Genomic DNA, 21,020 nt, shown 5'->3' with positions numbered 1-21,020 from the left:
GTCACCGCATCACGTTGCCGGTTTCGAGTCGTTCAAACCAGGATCTGAACCGAGTTGATGCTTATCTATGCTTTTACGTATACAGCAGGACGAGACTATTCGCTCCTACATCGAGCGCAGCACGTTTCTTTCAGAGCAGCATCTTTTCAAAAAATCCTATGCTATTGATGAGCTGACCATCTCTGATTTCAGAGACGTAGCATCTATGTTGGGATGGCATGGATGCTATGGATTCAACCGGCTCTTGCATAATCACACCATCCAACCATTGTTGTCGGTATTCAAAAACCCTCAAGACATGTGCCAGAGTATATCCATATTGAAATTCCCTCCGAATTTGACACAATGTCAGCCGCACTAACCATTACCCGCAACCAGATTCTCGTGGCCCAAAAGCAACAGAAAGCTCTTCTCGATCAGACTGCTGATCTGTTTGACAGCGTGATAGCAGCCCGTACTCAGGCAAGTTCCTACCAATCCTTCATCCAGGAACTGGTGAGCCGAGTTAACCCTCATTTTCAGGAAATACAGATCATCTGGCAGGTATTCACAGCAGCACAGCGGGTTCATGGTTTAACGGAGGCGACGCTGGCGTACATCACAGTTTTGCGGGAAGAGTGTGGGCGACGATTTGATGGCTCTATCGATGAACTGATAAGTCGCTGCGAGCAATCCGATCTGCTACTCGGGGAAGCAAATCGTTATTTTGCTGAACATCCTACCGCCACCTTTTTAGCCCATAGGGAAACGTTAGTCAGAGATGTCACCCGAGTTGAGAGGTTGGGCGGGGAGTACTCTATCGCGTTGGAGGATATCAAGGAGCTACCAGGTCGCGTGTTCGACAAGTATGTGAAACGCATGCGGTTGTACTTGCTGGGTGCGCTCTTTCCTTTAGTTAATATGCTATGTGTGGGATTGCTGGTGCGGGATCTTGAGCGGCTCCAGACGGCCTTGGTGAGCCGCTTCCCAAGCTTTGTAAGTCTTAGAAGGCAATTTGAGAAGGTATGTATTCTTTTAGCCTGCATGTCTGTCTTGTGTGCGGGGCTCCTACTATTTCAGGGTGAGAATTTTGAAAACATGGGTGCAAATTTGTTTGGAGCAATCAATCCCACTTTTATTAAGTGGGGTGGCGTTTATTGTTACTTGGTTTCGCTAGCAATGTCGCTTTGGAGTTTGACTAAGCTCAGGCGGTTGCCATCTTAATTAATCTAGATTTATCACTGCGATGTGTTAGGGCGATTGGATATCGGCACTCTGCTTGAGTTTGGCGCTTCGTCGACGACACTTCTTTCGCTCATAGAATTTGGACTATCCCGCATGACGACTGTCTACCTATACGAGAAAAAAGCCCGCGACGATTTGAGCAGGAAGAAATGCTTCGTCTGACTAGGTCCGCTTTTGGCCGATTTCTGCCCGTCGCGACCGACCGGAATCGACCCGAAGCTGACTCTGCATGGGCCGTAAAGAGATTAGGGGTGATCTTTCTCTAGTGTGTTAGAGGAACTTATCCTTTGACGTTGCAAGTGAGACAAGCACCTCAGGATGCGGGGCGAGGGAAGTCAGTGCCGTGATTTAATAATTGGGATCCACTTCACAAAGCCCGCGCGAACTTTTCTGCATTCCTCAGTACTAATGCATCTCGACCATCGATTGATGGCTAATTAGTGGCATCTCGGCGAGCCTCGCCAACCTGCTATTAAACGCTTGCCGCTCGTCGGACTATCACTCCGGTAACAGGCGGTAACTCTTTCTTGGTGCCTTATTTTATTACCCATCAAAGGCTTGCAGATTTATTAGGCGCGAATGCCCATCTGATCCAACGCTTTGGATCGAAGGGGGTTCGATGTTAATTTGCCGCCCCTTGATTTTTCGACGGATCGAACATGCCCTTGTCATTGCCACGGATTCGGTTGTTGCTTTGCACTTTTCTGCTCGCGTGTGTGAGCCTTAACAGCGCCAACGCCGCCCCAACGCCCGGCGATCAGGACCTGATCCGCGACCGGCAGAACCGCTTGCTCGAAGAGCAGAGCCGCCGCCTGCAAGAGCTTCAGGACTTGCCCGGCAAACAGACAAAGCCCGAGGCCCCGGCCACGCCGGCCGACAACCGTTGCTTCCCGATCCAGGACATCGAACTCAAGGGTGCCGACAGCCTGTCCGCCACCGACCGCACGCGCCTGCTCAAACCCTACATCGGCCAATGCCTGGGCGTGACGCAGCTCAATGAGCTGCTCAAGGTCATCACGGACTACTACATCGACAAGGGCTGCGTCACCAGCCGTGCCTACTTGCCGCAACAAGACCTCTCCAGCGGTCACCTGCAGGTGCTGGTGGTCGAAGGCAAACTCGAAGCGTTGAAAGCCGCCGAGGGCAGCACTGTGACGGACCGCGAACTGGCCATGGCCTTTCCCGGCAAGGTCGGCGAGGCGCTCAACCTGCGCGAGATCGAGCAACTCGTGGACCAGCTCAACCGATTGCCCTCCAGGCAGGCGCAAATGCGACTGACCCCGGGCCAGCAGATCGGCGGCAGTGACGTGGTGGTCAAGAACGTTCCGCAAAAGCCCTGGCGCGCCAGCCTGTCGCGTAATAACGACGGCCAGGAAAGCACCGGTGAACAGCAATGGGACGCAGGGCTGGAATGGGACAGCCCGCTGGGTCTGGGCGACCAATTGATACTGCGCAGTGGCCACGACGCGGTCAGTGACCACCAGGAAACCTCGAAAAACAGCATGCTCTATTACAACGTGCCGTGGGGCTGGTGGAACTTCAGCTACACCTACAGCGAAAGCGACTACCGCACCTACGGCCAGACCGACAGCAGCAAATTCAAGCTCAATGGCGACAACGAGAACCACCAACTGCGCGCCGAGCGGGTGATCCACCGCGACGACGTGAGCAAGACCTCGGTGAACGTCGGCCTGGCCCATCTGCGTACCAACAATTACGTCCTCGACGTGCGCACTGAGCCGAGCAGTAATCGTCTCAGCGAACTCCAGCTCGGCCTCAACCACGGTCGGCGCATCGGCAATGCGTTCGTCAACCTTGACCTGGGCATGCAGAACGGCATCGGCCTGCTCGATGCCCAGTCTGAAGAAGAACGCGATGAGTTCGGCAATCGGCAGGCAAATTCGCGCTACCGCAAATACACCGCCACCGTCAGCTACCTGCAGCCGTTCACGCTGTGGGGCGAGTCGTTCAGCTTTTCCAGCCTGGCCACCGGTCAGCGCAGCGAAGACATCCTCTTCAGCCCGCAACGCATGAGCCTGGGTGGCTCGGCCTCGGTACGCGGTCTCAAGGACCAGCAGCTGACCGGCGACAGCGGCGGTTACTGGCGCAACGAAGTGCGCTGGGCACGCCCGGTAACGCTGGATTGGATGCGCCCGGCCTTTGCCGAGTACGGCACCAGCATCGGCTACGACCAGGGCGTGATCAGCAACGACCGCTACAACGGCGACGTGCATGGTCGCGTGTCCAGCAATTCCCTGGAGCTGTTCGCTCGGGGCAAGCACGTCAGCACCAGCGTGACCTTTGCCCATTCTTTAGAAAGACCGGGAGTAGTCACCGAGCGCGAAGCGCCGATCTACTTCCGCATGGATTTCTTCCTGTAATTCAACGCCCCGTTACATCGAGAATCTGACAATGGACGTTCGCCAATTTGCCTTCCTCGCCCGCCAACCTTCTGCTGCGCTGAAGCCGCGGGACTCGCTCCTCGGTCTGCCCAAGCGCGGCCTGGTGCTGATCCTGGTCAACGCGCTGTTCTGGCAGCCACTGCTGGCCCAGGCCGAAGGCATCGTGGTCAGTGCGCCGGGCACCACCGTAGGCCAGGCGGGCAACGGCGTGCCCGTGGTGAACATCGCCACCCCGAACGGCAGCGGCTTGTCCCACAACAAGTTCCAGGACTACAACGTCGGCCCCAACGGCGTGATTCTCAACAACGCCACCGGCACGGTGGCCAACACCCAGTTGGGCGGCTACATCGTCGGCAACCCCAACCTCAAGGGCGGCGCGGCCAACGTTATCCTCAACGAAGTCACCGGCAGCAACCCCAGCCAATTGCGTGGCTACACCGAAGTGGCGGGGCAGTCGGCCAAAGTCATCGTTGCCAACCCGTACGGTGTTACCTGCAGCGGCTGCGGCTTCATCAACACACCGAACGTCACGCTCACCACCGGCAAGCCGGTGCTCGACGCCAACGGCCAACTGAAAAGCTACCAGGTCGACGGCGGTGCCGTGACCATCGACGGGGAAGGCTTGAATGCCAGCAACGTCGACCGCTTCGACATCATCACTCGCTCGGCCAAGATCAACGCGCAGATCAATGCGCGCGAACTGAATGTGATCGCCGGTCGCAACGATGTGGACGCCCAAAGCCTGACAACCACACCGCGCGCCGACGATGGCAGCGCCAAGCCCGAGCTGGCGATTGACTCGTCGGCTCTGGGCGGGATGTACGCCGGCGCGATCAAGCTGGTGGGCACCGAAGCGGGTGTAGGCGTGAAGCTCGACGGCACGCTGGCGGCCAGTGGCGGGGACATTCAACTGGATGCCAATGGGCGCCTGAGCATGGCTCAGGCGGCGGCCACTGGTAACGTCAGGGTTACGGCGCAGAGCGTCAATCTGACCGACAAGGTTTACGCCACCCGCAACGTAAACGTCACCAGCGCCCAAGCCCTGGTCAACCAGAAGAGCGTGGCCGCCGGCCAACGCATTGAACTCAACGCGGCCAGTGTGACCAACGCCGGCATCATCGAAGCGGGCGTGGCAGCGGACAACAGCCGCAACGCCACCGGCGACCTGGTGGTGAACGCGCAAACCGTCAACACCATCGGCGACCTGCTGGCCAGCCGTGCATTGGCGATCACCGCCGCGCAGGCGCTGACTAACCAGGGCAGCATCGTCCAGGCCAAAACCGTCAGCGTCAATACGAGCAACCTGACCAATCAGGGCGCCACCGCACGCATCTTCGGCGAGCAAAACCTGGCAATCAGCGCACCGGCCATTGCCAACCTGGGCGGCTTGATTCGCTTCGGTGAAGGCCAGGCCGCGACGCTCGACACGGCCTCCCTGGATAACCGCCAAGGCCGCATTGAAATGGCCGGCGGCAGCCTGGTGCTCAGTAGCGCTGCCCTTAACAACAGTGGCGGGCAAATCGTCGCCAATGACCTGACGGTCAACGCGGCCAGCCTCAACAACCAGAACGGCGTGCTGGTCGCCGGTGCCCTGACGGTGAACGCCAGCGACCTCGACAACAGCCAAAAGGGCCTGATCCAGACCGACAACGGCGCGTTGAACCTCACCGTTGCCAATGCCTTCAACAACAGCCAGGGTTTTGCTCAGGCCGGCACCGACCTGAATCTCAACGCAGGCAGCCTCAGCAGCAACGCCAACGGCGTACTCAGCGCCAATACCGGCAAGTTGACCCTTGTGACCGCCCAGCAGCTCGATAACGCCCAGGGCCGCTTGCAAGCCGGGCAGGGCGACGTGGAGCTGCACGCCGCGAAGCTGAACAACCAGAGCGGCGTGATCGTCGGCAAGCAGATGCTGCTCGATGCCAGTGGCGGTGACATCGACAACCGCGCCGGGCGTGTGTTGGGAGATCAACTCGATGTGCGCGCCTCAGGCCTCGACAACCGCGACGCTGGCCTGCTGGCCGGTGGTGCGCAAGGGGTGAGCCTGCTGCTCAAAGGGCCGGGCCAATTACTCAACGCTCAAGGCCGCATTCAAAGCGAAGGCCTGTTGCAGCTGCACGGCGAGCGCCTCGACAACAGCGCGGGCATCCTGCTCGGCCAGTCGGTCGAAGTGACTGCGCCGACCTTCACCAACAGCAATAAAGGTGCACTGGTCAGCGACGGCGGCGACATCACCTTCAACGTCAGCGACCTGCTGACAAACGCTGGCGGCACCCTTGATGCGGGTGAACGCAGCATTCTGGTCAAGGCCCTCACTACCCTCGATAACAGCGGCGGCACTTTACGCGGCAAGCGCGTGGACATCACCGCCCAACACCTGAACAACGACGGCGGCCAACTGCTGGCTGGCGATCAAGGCCTGAGTTATAGCGGCAGCGATGTGTCCAATCGTAAAGGCCTGATCCTCAGCGGAGGCGCGCACACCCAGCTGGATACCCGCAGCCTGAACAACAGCGGTGGCACCGTGCAGGGCGATACCCTGACCGTCACCGCTAACACGGCGGACAATGGCGACGGCGGCCTGATGGCAAGCTTGCTCGGCAACTTGCAACTGACCGTCGAAGCCCTGGCCAATCGCGGCGGCAAGATGTTCGCCAAAGAACAGGTCACCGTCAGCGGCGCCAGCCTCGACAACAGCGCAGATGGCCAGATCAGCGGCAACCTTATCAACCTGACTTCTCGCGACACGCTCACCAACAACGGCGGCCTGATCGAGGCCAACCAGGGTCTGACCCTCACCGGCGGCAACCTCGACAATAGCGCCGGCGGCCAGCTGCGTTCACTGGCCGGTGCCAGTAGCAGCCTCAACCTCAATGGCGCACTCAACAACCAGAACGGCACCCTCGAATTCGGCAGCACGGCCTTCAGCCTCGAGGCTGCCAGCCTGAACAACACTTCTGGCCTGTTGCAGCATGCAGGCCTGGGTGCGTTCCACATCAACACCGCCAGCCTCTTCGGTAGCCAGGGCACTATCAACGGTACGGGCAGCGCCGACTGGGCATTCGGCACCGTCAATGGCCTGGGGCGCGTGCAACTAAACGAAGTCCTCACCTATAAAAGCACCCAAGGCCTGACCCTGAAGGCGGGCGACCGCATGGCCAGCGGCAAGGGTTTGATCCTCGACGTAGCCAGCCTGAACAACGGCGGCGAACTGCTCAGCGACGGTGACTTGAGCATCACCACCACCGGCGACATGACCAACAGCGGCCGGGTGTCGGCCCTGCAAACACTGAGTGTGGCGGCGAATAACCTCAGCCAGAACGGCGGGCGTCTCGCAGGCGTCAATACACAGGTCAGGCTTGTCGGGACTCTGGACAACCTCGGTTTCCTCACCGCGCGTCAGCAGTTGGACATCGCAGCGGCGCAGATCAATAACCGGGGCACCCTCGGTGCTCAAGGCGCGGTGAACCTGACGGCCGTCAACGGCATCAACAACGCGGCAGACACGCTGTTGTTCAGCGGCGGCGACATGACGTTGCGCGGTAGTAGTTTCAGCAACCTGTATGGCGACGTTTACAGCAAGGGCGACTTGAGTTTTGCAGCGGCGGATGGCGGCAAGGCGGCGCTGTTCAGCAACCGCTCCGGCACCGTGGAAAGCGAAGGCTCCATCGGCATCAATGCAGGCTTTATCGAAAACGCCAAAGACGAATTCGAACTGGGGCAGACGTTGACCACCGGCAGCCTGAGTTGGATCTGTCACCAGCACTGCGGCGAGAAAGACAGCTGGGAGCGTGGCGAGATCACCATCTACGAGACGTACCTTGAGGCGGCGACCAAGGATTCGGTAGCTGCGCGCCTGGTGGCTGGCAAAAACATGCTGGTGCAAGGCGACAATGTGCAGAACCGCTACAGCCTGATGGCCGCCAATGGCGACCTGAGTATCACCGCCGGTGACCTGCTGAACCAGGGCGCCGCGACGCGCACGGGGGAGCGCAAGATTGTCGTCAGCACGCCAGGTCACGTTTCCGACGATTTGTTTGAACGCATGCAATATGTCGACGTTCCAGCGTTCAATGCGGCCACGGCGGCTGGGCATTTCGACAAGGCGCGCTTCGAAGAACTGAAAAACCGCTCACCCGATAGCCGGCCTTTCGCCCACTCAAGCGACGTCACCACCTGGACCGACAACGGCGGCCCAGGCTACGCCGCCACGATGCAAGCCGGCGGCACCGTCAACCTCAACGTCGCGCGCACGCTGCAAAACGGCACGCTGCATAACAACACCCTGGCGCAGTTGACCGGCACCCTGGGCGACGACCAGACCGGCATCCCCGTCGGCGGCATCAACATCAACCTGAGCAAGCACGCCAACGACCCGAGCGCTCAAGCCGCCGGTAGCGTGTTGCCGGTTGCCAGCGTCGCCCCCGGCGGCGGCTTCGTACCCGTGGACTACACCGGCACGCCGTTCGCGCCGGTCGACCCCACCACCGCGCCGAACTTCCAGACGCCCAAGGGCGAGTACGGCCTGTTCGTCAAAAACCCCGACCCGACCAGCCACTACCTAATCGAGACCAACCCGGAATTTGCCACCACCACGGGCTTCTTCAGCTCCGACTACATGCTCGGCAAACTCGGGTTAACCGATGACAACGCCTGGCGCCGCCTCGGCGATGGCCAATACGAGAGCCGCCTGATCCGCGACGCCGTCCTCGCGCAAACCGGCCAACGCTTCCTCGCCGGCGGCCTCTACAGCGACGCCGACCAGTTCCGCTATCTGATGGACAACGCCCTGGTCAGCAAAGACGCCCTGCGCCTGAGCCTCGGCGTGACGCTCACCAGCCAGCAAGTCGGCGCCCTGACCCACGACATCGTCTGGATGGAAAACCGCGTCGTCGACGGCCAGACCGTCCTCGTGCCTGTGCTCTACCTGGCCCAGGCCGAATCACGCAACGTACGCGGCAACAGCCTGATCCAGGGCCGCGACCTCAACCTGATCACCGGCGGCGACCTGATCAACGTCGGCACCCTGCGCGCCAGCAACAACCTCACCGCCGTCAGCAGCGGCAGCATTTACACCGGCGGCCTGATGGAAGCCGGCAATAACCTGAGCCTGCTGGCCCAGGACAGCATTCGCAACGCCATGGCCGGCGAAATTCGCGGCAACCAAGTCAGCCTCGCCGCCCTCAAGGGCGACATCACCAACGACAACACCGCGATCCAGGTACGTGACGGCGCCGGCATGCGCACCCTCACCGACATCAGCGCCAGCACCATCGTCGCCCGCGAAAACCTCGCCATCAACGCTGGCCGCGACCTCACCAACCGAGGCGCACTCACCGCGGGCAAAGACGCCAACCTGACCGCCGCCCGCGACCTCAACCTGATCGCCGCCAGCGACACCCGCGTCAAGCACGAGACCCGCGACGGCGGCGAAAAATCCAGCATCACCACCGACGTTAAAAACCTCGCCGCCAGCGTCACGGCGGGCGGCAGCATCAACCTGCAAGCCGGGCAGGACGTCAACATCATCGGCAGCAATGCCACTGCCGGCAAAGACCTCAACATCGCCGCCGGCCGCGACTTCAACGTTGCGTCGGTCAGCGACATGCACAACGTCGAGGGCAAGGAAAAACACGGCAAGAAACGCATCAAGACGTCGGATGACCAGACTACCCAAGTGGCGAGCGTGTTGACGGCGGGTGGGGACTTTGTGAGCCAGGCCGGGCGCGATACGACGGTAGTGGCGAGCAAGATCAGCGCGGGGAATGAGGCTTATCTGTATAGCGGGGATAAGTTGAGTTTGTTGGCGGCTGAGAACAGCACGCACACCCTCTACGACATGAAGAAAAACAGCGGCTGGGGTTCCAAAAAGACCCAGCGCGATGAGGTAACCCGCGTTACCAATGTCGGCACTGAAATCAAAACCGGCGGCGACCTGATACTCAAGAGTGGGGGCGACCAGACCTATCAACTCGCCAAGCTTCAAAGTGGTAAGGACATTACCCTGGACAGCGGTGGCGCCATCACCTTCGAGGCGGTCAAGGACCTGCATCAAGAGAGCCATGAGAAGAGCAATAACAATGCGTTCTGGGTCTCCTCCAAAGGTAAAGGAAACACCGACGAGACCGTCCGCCAAAGCCAACTGATCGCCGAAGGCAATGTTGCGATCAGAGCTGTTGCCGGTTTGAAGATCGATATCAATCAAGTCAATCAGGAAAGCGTCAGCCTATCGATTGATGCGATGGTCAAGGCCGATCCGCAGTTGGCGTGGATCAAGGATGCCGAGAAGCGCGGTGATGTGGATTGGCGGCAGGTCAAGGAGATCCACGACAGCTTCAAATACAGCAACTCAGGCTTGGGGCCGGCTTCGCAGATCATTATTGCGATTGTGATGGCGGCAGTGGTTGGGCCGCTTGCAGCTGCCGCTGCAGGTGGGGGCACTGTGGGCGCCGTTGCTGGTGCCGTTGCGGCCGGAGCTTCAACGAATGCGACCGTGAGTGTGGTCAATAATCGGGGCAACCTTGGCGCTGTACTCAAGGACGTGACTTCTTCAGATGCAATGAAGGGATACGTTATTTCCGGCGCTACAGCGGGTCTGACGGCTGAATATTTTGGTGATTGGACGGGAACCGAAACAAACACGGCAACGGGGAAAATTACAACGCCGGGCATCCTGAATAGCTGGAGTGGTGTTGGTCAATTCGCAGCCAACCAAACGCTGCAGAGCGGTACTTCCATGCTGTTAAGCAAGGCGCTCGGACAAGGTGGCAGTGCCAGTGATGCACTTAAAAACGCGTTGTTCAACACCTTGGCGGCTGCCAGTTTCAATTTGGTAGGTAATTACACCAAAGGTGTCTTCGCAGATGGATCGGCACCGAAGATCGCGATTCACGCCATGGTCGGTGGGTTGCTAGCAGAGGCCACTGGAGGAGACTTCAAGACCGGCGCCTTGGCGGCAGGGGCGAGCGAGGCATTGGTCACCCATCTGGACGGCTTGGTTAAAGGTGACGACAACTTGCTGACGATGAGTTCGCAGATCGTCGGTGTGCTAGCGGCTGCAGCACAAGGGGACGTAGATGCGTCCACGCTGGAAAAAGGCAGCTGGATTGCTCAGAACGGTACGCAATATAACTATCTGAACCACAATCAGCTTGAGAGAGCAGCCAAGAAAATAGCGGCGTGCACGGACACCTCATGCATTGAAGACACCACACGTAAATTCAAAGAGTTGAGTCTTCAGCAAGATATTGACGCGATCGCCGGTTGTAAGGCTGATCCTTCGACGTGCGCCGCGCGGTCTAAAGAAGTCGCCAACACCATGGCGGATCTGAACCCTATCAAAGACATCGTGGAGTACGGCTCGCCGAAGGCTCGAGAAGCAGTACAAAACCTCATCAATTCAAACTTCGAATTTCAAGAGATGTTAGCGACAGCGACGACTGAGCACACAGTCGGGGCTATGGTCGATACGCTTAAAACAAAATGGAATCTGAGCGACGCGCAGGCGCAGGAAATCACGAACGATTTGAAAGTCGCGCTTGCGGTAGGGTTAGGTACTGCCGCCGGGGCGTTGGCGTACAAACGCGCCGTTGCGGCCAGTAAGAGAGAGTCTCCGGCATCTTCAAGACCGGATCTCATGCCGCCGGAAAACGGCAAAAATGTTTGGGACCTTGAACCTCGCGCCCGAGGTAGGCAGATTGAGACAACGCTTACAGATACGGACTATAAAGACTGGGCCCGAACGGACAACCTCATCAATCCCAAGACCGGGCAACCTTTTAAATCTAATAACTTCCCAGTCATTGATTTTCAGCTCGACACCAATGTGGTGAGTTTGAAAACGATTGATACCCGAGGTAAAGGGTGGTCTTATGACATGAGAACCCATATGGACACATTGCAAAGTTCGAAAATTACCGTGGATGGCGTACCGGCAACGAAAATTTTGGACATCCGAGTTCAGCCGGGTGGATTGGCGGACGCCAGCAAGCTTATAGAATATGGAAGGCAACGTAATATTACTGTGATTATCAAAGAATTCGGAGGTTAATCATATGGTTGAAATTGAAGTTGTTTTTAGCGAGAGGTTACGTGATTGTGCTTCAGTTGTGTGGGGAAGCCTGATCCAGCCGCTCAAAAAAATTAATGAGAGTGCCGTCATTGATGGATTTACGGGCAAGAGAATATTGTTGGCGGACGTTTCGGATTACTTGATAAAAAATAAGTGTCGAAGTTTTTTTATTGAACTGGCAAACGGTTCTGTTGAGTTTTCGTATGTGGCAGATAAAGCGTTTTATCGGCTTGATATAAAGCACCTGGCGAATTCGATTGAGGTGGCCCAGTCCTTGATTGAAGCGTTGATCGATGAGTCCGGCTTTGTTCAGGCGCGAATTTACGACGCTGAGTATGATCGATGGCAAAATGCCGAGAGTCTAACGCTCTTTGAAGTTGAGTGCGTTGAACACGCTCATCTGCCTAAGAAAAGTAACGGACTTCCTTTTCCGCTGACCCAAGAGATCGTAGATATATCGAAAAATCCTGGGCGTTGGGTTTTAAGAAACGGCTATATTGAGGCAGTTGGCGCTTTCATGTGGGTAAGTAAATCCTTGCTTCAGGTAGTGGGTGTGGACGAAAAGACGTTAATGGATGTCGACTGCTTTGCAGTAGAAGATTTGGGTGGCGGTTTGAAAATTGCTGCCTATGATCAGTGCTTCACTTCAGCCGTAGGAGAGCAGGCTGAGAGGCAGGTCTTGCTGAGGAAATTTTTGTTTAACGCGTGAAATTTGAACGAGAAGCGGGCGGATTTATTTGAGTATTTAAGTCGGTTGCGACTTGAATGAGTCTGCCTCCTTTATCTTCCTCTTGGCTGCTCGTTCACTGCTTCTGCAGGCGATGGTCAGGATGCGAGATAACCGTCGCAGAATCCTAGGTCACGTCGACGCGACTGCAGCCAGCTTGCAGCCCAACAGATGCCAGAAAGGATCGCTTCGGACGCCTGGGAGACGACGCAGTGACCAGCGGCCGCTATCGACCTATTCTGTTGAAAAACTCGGTTTTTTTCAGAACACCGTAGGATGGGGCGGTGAAGGCGCCTCTCCAGCACGTTTCTACGTGAAATCTCAGCCTGAACGGCGCTGCAGACATTCAAGATTTCAATCTCCGACGCGTACTTTGATGCCTCAAAAACTACCGCCGACTTTTTCAACAGAATCGGCCGATTGCTGACGGTCGTCAATGATCTTCAGAACCAATGGCTCAGGGTGTTTAGTCAGGCACCTGTTGATCTTGAAATTCATCCAGAGAGGACGCGATAAATGCCTCAGCGGCAGGTGTCGGAGACGTAGACCACAATGCATACACATGGCGGGTAGGCGCATCGCTTACCGAGATGGCCATGAGCCCTCGCATACTTTGCGCAACCTTGCTTGGCACTAGGCCAATGGCAAGTCCGCGGCGGATAAACTTCTTCAACAGGTCCATGCTTTCCACCTCGAACTGGACGCGGTGAGAAAGGCGTTTGGCGGCAAATGCTTCGTCTGTTTGGCGCCGTGCGCCGCTTCCTGTCGGAAAGTCCACCATGGGCTGGTCCGCTAATTCGGCAAGCGATACCAGCGTGCTGGCTGCCAGAGGGTGATTGGCAGGCACCACCGCAACTAGCTCTTCTTCGGCCAGCAAGCGCCATTGCACACCTGTCAGCTGTTCTCCCGGCCAAAAGCCGACAAAGGCGACGTCTAGACGACGTTGCCGCACCTCGTCTAACAGCGTCTCGCTCTTGGCCACTCGCAGACGGATATCGACCTGATTGAAGCGCTTATGGAAGTGTCCGATTGCATCGACCAGATCGAGGGCGGTCAACGAAGTAATAGTGCCTACCGATAGACTCCCGCGAATGTCGCCACACGCCGCCGCCACGTCATGCGTCACGCGTTGCGCAGCGTCCAGCGCCACCCGCGCGCTGCGCACAAAGGCTTCGCCGGCCGGTGTGAGACTGAGCCGGCGCGAGGTGCGCTCAAACAGCTTGGCACCCAGCAGTTCTTCCAGGCGTGCCACTTGATGGCTGAGCGCCGACTGCACGGTATGGCAGCGTTCCGCGGCCAGGGTAAAACTGCCTTCCTCAGCCACAGCCAGCGCATATTCCATCTGTTTCAAATTCACGGTTATCTCGTTTAGAGATTGATAAGACCTGAACAATACATTGGTGTCATAAAAGACCGCTACCGATACTGACCCCCTTACTACATGTCCAGGAGGTTGAAATGCCGCAGTCTCGCCCTGTACTGGGTTCCGGTCTGACACTACTGCTGGCCATTGCGGTCGGTTTGACCGTAGCCAGCAACTACTACGCGCAGCCCCTGCTCCACACCATTGCAGCCGAGTTTGGGCTGCAAGCCCGCGATGCCGGGCTCATCGTGCTCGCTGCGCAGTTGAGTTACGGCGCCGGTCTGTTTTTCCTCGTGCCGTTGGGCGATCTGCTCGAGCAGCGTCGGCTGGTGGTGCTAATGACCCTGTGCAGTGCCTTTGGGTTATTGCTCAGTTGGGCGGCGCCTTCGGTGGGCTGGCTAATTTTAGGCACCACCCTGACCGGTCTTTTTTCTGTGGCCGCGCAAGTGCTGGTGCCCATGGCGGCGAGCATGACTGAGCCAGAGCGGCGCGGGCGGGTCATGGGCACCTTGATGAGTGGGCTGCTGCTCGGCATTTTGCTGGCGCGCACGGCAGCCGGTGGCCTTTCCAGCCTCGGCGGCTGGCGCAGCATTTACCTGCTGGCAAGTGTGCTGATGGTGTTGTGTGCGGTTGGGCTATGGGTCGCGCTGCCGCAACGGCGTCAGGCTGTGCAGATGCGTTACCCGCAATTGCTGGCCTCGGTACTGCACTTGTTTGTCACCGAACCGGTGCTGCGTTTACGGGCAGTGCTGGGCCTGCTGAGTTTCTGTTTGTTCGGCTTGTTCTGGACGCCGCTGGCGTTTCTATCGGCCAGCGCCCCTTATGAGTTTTCCGACGCCACAATTGGTCTGTTCGGCTTGGCCGGGGCCGCTGGTGCGTTAGCTGCGTCGCTGGGAGGACGCCAGGCTGATCGGGGCAAAGGCCCAACAGCGACATTCACTGGCTTGGTGCTGCTGCTGTTGGCCTGGATACCTCTGCTCTGGGCAACGCAATCACTCCCGGCCTTACTGGGGGGCGTGCTGGCGCTGGACCTGGCCGTGCAACTGGTGCACGTCAGCAATCAAAACGCAGTCTACTCACTCCAACCGCTGGCCCGTAGCCGTCTGAATGCGGCGTACATCACTTGTTATTTTATTGGCGGGGCCATGGGCTCCGTGCTGGGTTCCCAGCTCTACCAAACACAGGGTTGGACTGGAGTGGTGGTGGCGGGCTTGGCGATAAGTGCGCTGGCCCTGGGGGTAGGCACTGTTGGCCTGCGGCGTCATTTGGTTGCAGGTCGTGCTGACGTGGCAACCGGAGAAGCGTGAAATAAGGGCAGATTTATTTTCTTTAACTTAAAGGTCCGCTTCTGGCCGGTTAGCGACCGTTGCTCTGGTTAGCCATCCTTGTCCTTCCACACGTGGAGGACATGTCATGAACATCATCGCTACCCGCAGCCGTCAGCCCTGGAACAAAGGAAAGTTGGTCGGGCAGAAACCCCCGCTACGGCTGAGAGATATCTGGGCCATCCGAGTAAGGCTTCAAATTGCACAAAGAACTCGGGATCTGGCTCTCTTCGATCTGGCCATCGACAGCAAGCTTCGAGCTTGCGACTTAACCAAGCTCCGCGTGCGCGATGTCGCCCATGGCGAGCATGTATCATCACGAGCCATGGTGATGCAGCAGAAAACGCAGCGGCCAGTGCAGTTTGAGATTACTGAACAAACACGGTCCGCTGTCGCGGCCTGGATACATCAGGCCCAGCTACGCAGCGAAGACTGCCTTTTCCCTAGCCGGCTGCATACCTCAGACCATCTATCCACTCGCCAATACGCTCGTATCGTCAAAGGCTGGGTGAAAGCCGTTGGTCTTGATCCAGCCATGTATGGCACTCATACGATGAGACGTACGAAGGCATCACTGATCTATCGCAGGACGAAGAACCTGCGGGCGGTTCAACTGCTGCTCGGCCATACGAAGCTGGAGAGCACCGTTCGATATCTGGGGATTGAGGTCGATGACGCCCTGGAGATGGCGGAACAGACTGAGGTTTGACTGTGCATAGCGACGGTAAGTCAGGCCGTCGCTAACCGACCCAATACAGACGTTCGGAGTTTGTGTACTCAGTCCAGGACAATTCACCACGCGGTGCTAGACTTTTAGGTTGATCAGCCCCTGGGGAGACTGTCGATCAAAATACACTGCGGTTCGATGACGAGAAACCAGAGGTGTCTTATGACTACTCACTCGGCAGATAAAGAGCACATCAACCTTGTGGTCCGCAATTATGTAGAGGGCATGGTATTCGCCGACGAAGCATTGCTGCGGCAGACATTTCACCCATCTTGTCGCATCATTGGCCATTACCATAAAGAGCTTGAGTGGCTATCCCTGGATGATTTTATTAGCGCAATCAAGTCCGAAGGCCCAGCTGAGAAAGATATAAAGCCTTTTTGGGAGATAATTGACGTAGATATAACGGGTGATGCCGCAGCCGTAAAAATAATTGATGATTATATCGGAATGAGATTTACAGATTACCTGTCGCTACTGAATATGGATGATCGATGGGTGATTATTAACAAGCTTTATTATTACCATGAATAGATGAACAGTAATCCTCCAGTCCGCGCAGTGCGCCGTCTGTGCTGCGCGTTTTTAATTTGAGCTGGAACGACCTGCTTATTACCCATTAAGAGGCCGGTATGGACGAAGAAAAAACTGCGCAATTCAAAGGGCGAAACCTGACTGCGGAACTCGTCGCTTGTGTTGAGCGGTTTGAGCCCGATCCTGGGCCTGAACCGGGCACTACCGAACACACCCAAGCAGAATTTGATGCGATGGTGGAGGCTCTTTTACTTGAATATAAACCGGAAGATCTTTGGATTTTTGCTTATGGCTCACTGATATGGAATCCAGAATTCGAATTTGTGGAGAGCCGTAGCGCCACCGCCTATGGGTGGCATCGGTCGTTCTGCCTGAAACTTACTCGCTGGCGCGGCACGCGCGAGTTGCCAGCCCTGATGTTGGCTCTCGACCGAGGCGGAAGCTGCAACGGGTTGGCATACCGGCTTCCAGCGCAAGACCACTTCAAACAATTGGGACTGTTAATGTTCCGGGAAATTGACGCAAACCCACCGACCAATGTTCCGCGCTGGATTTTGGTTAAAACCGAGTCTGGGATAGTGCGTGCATTAGCCTTTGTGGCAGCACGCGACGGAATGGCCTATGCAGGAAAGTTACCGATGGAAGAGGTCGCATATGTATTGGCTCGCGCCGCTGGGCACTGGGGGTCGGCGGCCCAATATTTATTTCGGACGGTGACAATGCTGAAAGAGCATGGCATTCGTGACCGTAATATGTCGCAAATACAAAAACTGGTCGCACAGGAGATCGAACAGTTGTTGTTCGCTGCGACGAAGTCCTAGAACAGCTTTAGGGTGAAAGACACATCCCGGATGGTGAGATTCATACGGCAAGTTTCTCCATAGTACCGATACCGCGCTGAATGACCGCTCTTGGCCGATTCTGTTGAAAAAGTAGATCTCTCGCCTGGCCTGCGGCAAAATTGGGTCATCGGCCGGCGGGAGGATTCGCAGCATGATGGGACAATTGTCGAGTGGACAGGAGCGGCTGTTTTACTCGTTCAACATAGAAGATCACATCCTAGCAATTCACCTCCTGCGCAACATTGATCGATGTCTCGATCTGAGCGATCTGCGCCATTACCTCGCCGATTTCTACAGCCCGATTGGGCGTCCTTCGATTGATCCTGAACTGATGATTCGCCTGCTGATCGTGGGCTACTGCTACGGCATCGCTCCGAGCGCCGGTTGTGCGAAGAGGCTCATTTGAACCTGGCGTATCGCTGGTTTTGCCGTTTGAGCCTCGAAGACGAAGTCCCCAATCACTCTACGTTTTCCAAAAATCGGCACGGTCGTTTCCGCGATAGCTCGCTGTTTCGCTGGCTATTTAACGAGGTGCTGCGTCGCTGCATGGACGCAGGTCTGGTCAAGGGAGAAGGGTTTGCCGTGGACGCCAGCGTCATCAAAGCGGATGCCAGTCGCCAGCGTGGAGTGCCTGGTGATGAAGAGGTCAACTGGAGCGACCCATCGTTAAGTACCCGCGCCGTGCGTGAGTACCTTGAAGCGCTGGATGAAGAAGCCTTGGCCGAGACACTGCCAAAACGTCTTTCGTTGACCGATCCTCTCGCTCGCTGGACAGCAGCTCCAGGAGGCCCGGCATTCTTCGCTTATTCGACGAACTACCTGATTGATGTCGAGCATGGCGTGATCATGGACGTAGAGCCGACGCCTGCTCATCGAACAGCGGAGGTCGAGAGCACCAAGACCATGATTGAGCGGGTCGAAGAGCAGTTCGATATCAAGCCGGATCGCCTCATCGGCGATACCGCTTATGGAACCGCACTGATGTTGGCCTGGATGGTGGACGAAAAAGATATTGAGCCACATGTGCCGGTTTGGGACAAAACTGAACGAAAGAACGACAGCCTCTCTATTAGCGATTTTCAATGGAATGAAGAGACGCAGGAATATCGCTGCCCCACCGGACAGGCCCTGCGCAGTGAGTGGCGTGCCTTCAAGAACCAGCGTTCACATGTCACAAAAGCCGACAACATCATCTTTCGATCACGGCAAACCGACTGCGCTAAATGCTTGATGAAAGAGCGCTGCTGCCCGAACACTTCTTTCCGAAAAATCGCCCGTAGCGTCCATGAAGCGGCGCGAGATGTTGCTCGGCGGATCGCCACGACACCGCAATACGTGTGCTCTCGCCATGAGCGCAAGAAAGTCGAAATGTTGTTCGCTCACCTCAAGCGAATCCTCAGATTGGATCGCTTGCGACTACGCGGCATGAGCGGTGCGAATGATGAATTCACCTTGGCAGCAGCAGTACAGAATCTGCGGCGACTGGCGAAACTGACCTCTCAAGGGCCACCAACCACGGGATAGGTACGCCCGGAATCAGCAAAAACCCTCAAATCAACCCACTGACCAAGTTGCAACGATCAACACAGAACCGAAAAGCCACCCAACGTGGTGAACAGGTTCTTAAGCGACGGCCAACCTCGATGTCTTCCAGTCTGAAATTCCGACTTTTTCAACAGAATCGGCCAGGAGCAGGCCATAGTGAACGTCCGCTTCGGGTCGACTCTGTTGAAAAAGTCGGTTCTTTCAGATTGCCTGCATACTGATCGCTGAAAACGCCTTTTTTTGCGCGTCGCTACACGAAATCCGAGCCCGGATTCCTCTGATCAAAGCAAAGATTTCAATCTCAAGCGCGTACTTTTCTGCCGTAGAAACCATGGCCGGCTGTTTTCAACAGAATCGGTCGATAGCGGCCAGTAGTGAGCGGCAGCTTTCGACTCAAATCATAACGCTATCACCACGCAAAGCCGCGTCATTGCTGGCTGCGACAGTTTTAATTCTCTAGCGCAAATGCCTGAAGCAGCTTTTGAGCGGTCTGCGACAGTTTTGCGCTTTCTCCACGCGAGGCTGAAGGCCCCGGAATTCGGGCACCCATTGCGACAGTTTTAATTCTCTAATTTCACTCGTTGGAGCGAGGCTTGCCCGCGAAGAACGATGACGCGGTGGATAGGGGTCACCGAGTCGCCGGATTCGCGGGCAAGCCTCGCTCCAACGGGGGGGGGCGCGAAGCAGTACTTCTGATTCCTCCGGACCGATGCTTTGCCAATAAGTTGGCTCCTACAGCGTCCCACACTTCTGTGGATAACTTTATCAACTGCACGCATCAATCACCTGGGCCAGACGCTCAGCCAGTTCCGCTGCCTGAGCCTCGCTGGTCACGTTGGTAAAACTCATCAACAGCCCGCGTTCGGCGGGTGAGGTGAGGTACCAGTCGGACAAGGCCTGAACGGCAAGCCCGGCCTGCCTTGCCGAGGCGGCGATGACCCGATCGTCCAGGCCTTCGCTCAGTTCCGCGCTCAGGTGCATGCCGCCCAGTTGGAGGTTTACCGACATGCGCGTGCCCAGCCTGAGGCTCAGGGCATTGGTCAGCAACATTCGCCGATGGGCATAGAGGCTGCGCATCTTTTTCAGATGCCGGGAGAAGTGGCCTTGCTCGATAAAGGTCGCGACGGTGGATTGCCACAGTTGCGGGCAATGGTTGTGCATGTCGTCCGCCATTTTGCGGAACCGGTTGACCTGGGCTTCGGGCACCACCAGATACGCGAGTCGCAAGCCGGGCACCAGCACCTTGCTGAAGGTCCCGCAGTACAAAACCCGGCCGCGTTCGTCCAGGCTCTTGAGCGCCGGAATCGGCCGCCCTTTGTAGCGGTATTCGCTGTCGTAGTCGTCCTCGATGATCCAGCTGCGTTGGCGATTGGCCCAGTCCAGCAGAGCCTGACGGCGATTCAACGACAGTGAAACGCACAGCGGGCTCTGATGCGTCGGCGTGACCACCGCAAAGCGTGCATCAGGTGCGCGCTGGATGCCTGCCTCGACCACCAGTCCATCACTGTCCACAGGCACCGGGACCAGTTGCATACCAGCTTCGCCAAGAAACTGGTGGGCCATGAAATAGCCGGGATCTTCGAACCAGCAGCGGTCGTCTTTGTGCATCAGGCTGCGGCAGATCAGATCCAGACAGCCTCGATAGCCTGCGCAAATGAAGATCTGTTCCGGCAGGCAATTGATACCCCGGGAAATCCCCAGATAACCCGCCAGTGCGGTGCGCAGCGCCAGATCCCCGTGGCTGTCGGGATAGTTGAGTGCGTCCAGCCCGCCTTGGCGCAATGTGCGGCTGGCCAGCCGATTCCAGAGTTTGCGCGGGAACGCGTCCAGCGCGGGCATTCCCATCTGCAAGGGCATGGGAGCAGTGCCCGGATGTACGACAGCGGGTTGCGGCGCCCGAGCGGGCCGGGTGGGCGGCGCGCTCGCCACGGCGTCCACCAGTTGCGAAACCACCGTGCCGGCCGGTCCACGCGCGAGCAGGTAACCTTCGCTGATCAATAATTGGTAAGCAGTTTCTACCGTGCCGCGCGCCAGATTCAATTCGGCTGCCAGTGCGCGCACGGATGGCACTCGATCCCCCGGCTTGAGGTGGCCATCGGCGATGGACTGGCGAAAGCGCAAATAGATCTGCCGATACAGAGGCGCGTCCGGGGTTGTGTCGGGTAAGGATTTAGTCACCGCATGGCCTAGTCGTTTTTGCACTTCTTGGCTCTATAGAGTAGGCCATGTGGCGCATACAGTAGGCACACATTTGAAGGAG

The 21,020-nt window shown here is 57.3% G+C and carries 11 protein-coding genes and 1 pseudogene; 10 read left to right on the top strand and 2 right to left on the bottom strand.

Translation table 11 applies throughout. The annotated features are described in order from the left end of the window. Nucleotides 1-345: 345 nt before the first annotated feature. The 4 genes from AFK24_RS07960 (at nucleotide 346) to AFK24_RS07945 (ending at nucleotide 12,406) form a co-directional block, all read left to right on the top strand. Nucleotides 346-1,203, top strand: a complete 858-nt coding sequence (locus tag AFK24_RS07960; RefSeq protein ID WP_065832740.1) for a hypothetical protein — start codon at nucleotides 346-348, stop codon at nucleotides 1,201-1,203. Between the two features lie 680 nt (nucleotides 1,204-1,883). Then, nucleotides 1,884-3,605 (top strand): ShlB/FhaC/HecB family hemolysin secretion/activation protein, encoded by a 1,722-nt coding sequence (locus AFK24_RS07955; protein WP_065832739.1) that lies wholly within the window; start codon nucleotides 1,884-1,886, stop codon nucleotides 3,603-3,605. Nucleotides 3,606-3,636: 31 nt separating this feature from the next. Then, nucleotides 3,637-11,676: a DUF637 domain-containing protein gene (locus tag AFK24_RS07950; RefSeq protein ID WP_065832738.1), complete on the top strand. Its 8,040-nt coding sequence runs from the start codon at nucleotides 3,637-3,639 to the stop codon at nucleotides 11,674-11,676. Between the two features lie 4 nt (nucleotides 11,677-11,680). Continuing rightward, nucleotides 11,681-12,406, top strand: a complete 726-nt coding sequence (locus AFK24_RS07945) for a hypothetical protein (RefSeq protein ID WP_065832737.1) — start codon at nucleotides 11,681-11,683, stop codon at nucleotides 12,404-12,406. A gap of 484 nt (nucleotides 12,407-12,890) precedes the next feature. Here the strand turns inward: AFK24_RS07945 and AFK24_RS07940 are convergent, their stop codons facing one another. Further along, nucleotides 12,891-13,781, bottom strand: a complete 891-nt coding sequence (locus AFK24_RS07940) for a LysR family transcriptional regulator (protein ID WP_065832736.1) — start codon at nucleotides 13,779-13,781, stop codon at nucleotides 12,891-12,893. 101 nt (nucleotides 13,782-13,882) lie between these two features. On the opposite strand from AFK24_RS07940, the gene AFK24_RS07935 reads away from it, so the two are divergent. From AFK24_RS07935 to AFK24_RS07915, 6 genes and pseudogenes are all read left to right on the top strand, one after another. Then, nucleotides 13,883-15,094, top strand: coding sequence for an MFS transporter (locus tag AFK24_RS07935; RefSeq protein WP_065832735.1), 1,212 nt, complete (start codon nucleotides 13,883-13,885; stop codon nucleotides 15,092-15,094). A gap of 106 nt (nucleotides 15,095-15,200) precedes the next feature. After that, nucleotides 15,201-15,821, top strand: coding sequence for a tyrosine-type recombinase/integrase (locus tag AFK24_RS07930; protein ID WP_065832734.1), 621 nt, complete (start codon nucleotides 15,201-15,203; stop codon nucleotides 15,819-15,821). Between the two features lie 180 nt (nucleotides 15,822-16,001). Next, the gene (locus AFK24_RS07925) at nucleotides 16,002-16,373 is read left to right on the top strand and encodes a nuclear transport factor 2 family protein (RefSeq protein WP_065832733.1); all 372 of its coding nucleotides are present in this window, start codon (nucleotides 16,002-16,004) and stop codon (nucleotides 16,371-16,373) included. A 98-nt stretch (nucleotides 16,374-16,471) separates the two neighbouring features. After that, nucleotides 16,472-17,194 (top strand): gamma-glutamylcyclotransferase, encoded by a 723-nt coding sequence (locus tag AFK24_RS07920; RefSeq protein WP_065832732.1) that lies wholly within the window; start codon nucleotides 16,472-16,474, stop codon nucleotides 17,192-17,194. Between the two features lie 172 nt (nucleotides 17,195-17,366). Continuing rightward, a pseudogene (locus AFK24_RS31990) lies at nucleotides 17,367-17,689 on the top strand (transposase); the annotation flags it as partial. Nucleotides 17,690-17,761: 72 nt separating this feature from the next. After that, nucleotides 17,762-18,739: a transposase gene (locus AFK24_RS07915; protein ID WP_430962150.1), complete on the top strand. Its 978-nt coding sequence runs from the start codon at nucleotides 17,762-17,764 to the stop codon at nucleotides 18,737-18,739. A gap of 786 nt (nucleotides 18,740-19,525) precedes the next feature. On the opposite strand, the gene AFK24_RS07910 is transcribed toward AFK24_RS07915, so the two are convergent. Next, nucleotides 19,526-20,938, bottom strand: a complete 1,413-nt coding sequence (locus AFK24_RS07910; protein ID WP_065832744.1) for a PLP-dependent aminotransferase family protein — start codon at nucleotides 20,936-20,938, stop codon at nucleotides 19,526-19,528. Nucleotides 20,939-21,020: the final 82 nt, after the last annotated feature.

Source organism: Pseudomonas syringae, assembly GCF_001698815.1.
Classification (GTDB): domain Bacteria; phylum Pseudomonadota; class Gammaproteobacteria; order Pseudomonadales; family Pseudomonadaceae; genus Aquipseudomonas; species Aquipseudomonas syringae_A.
This window is presented reverse-complemented; position numbering and strand designations above follow the sequence as displayed.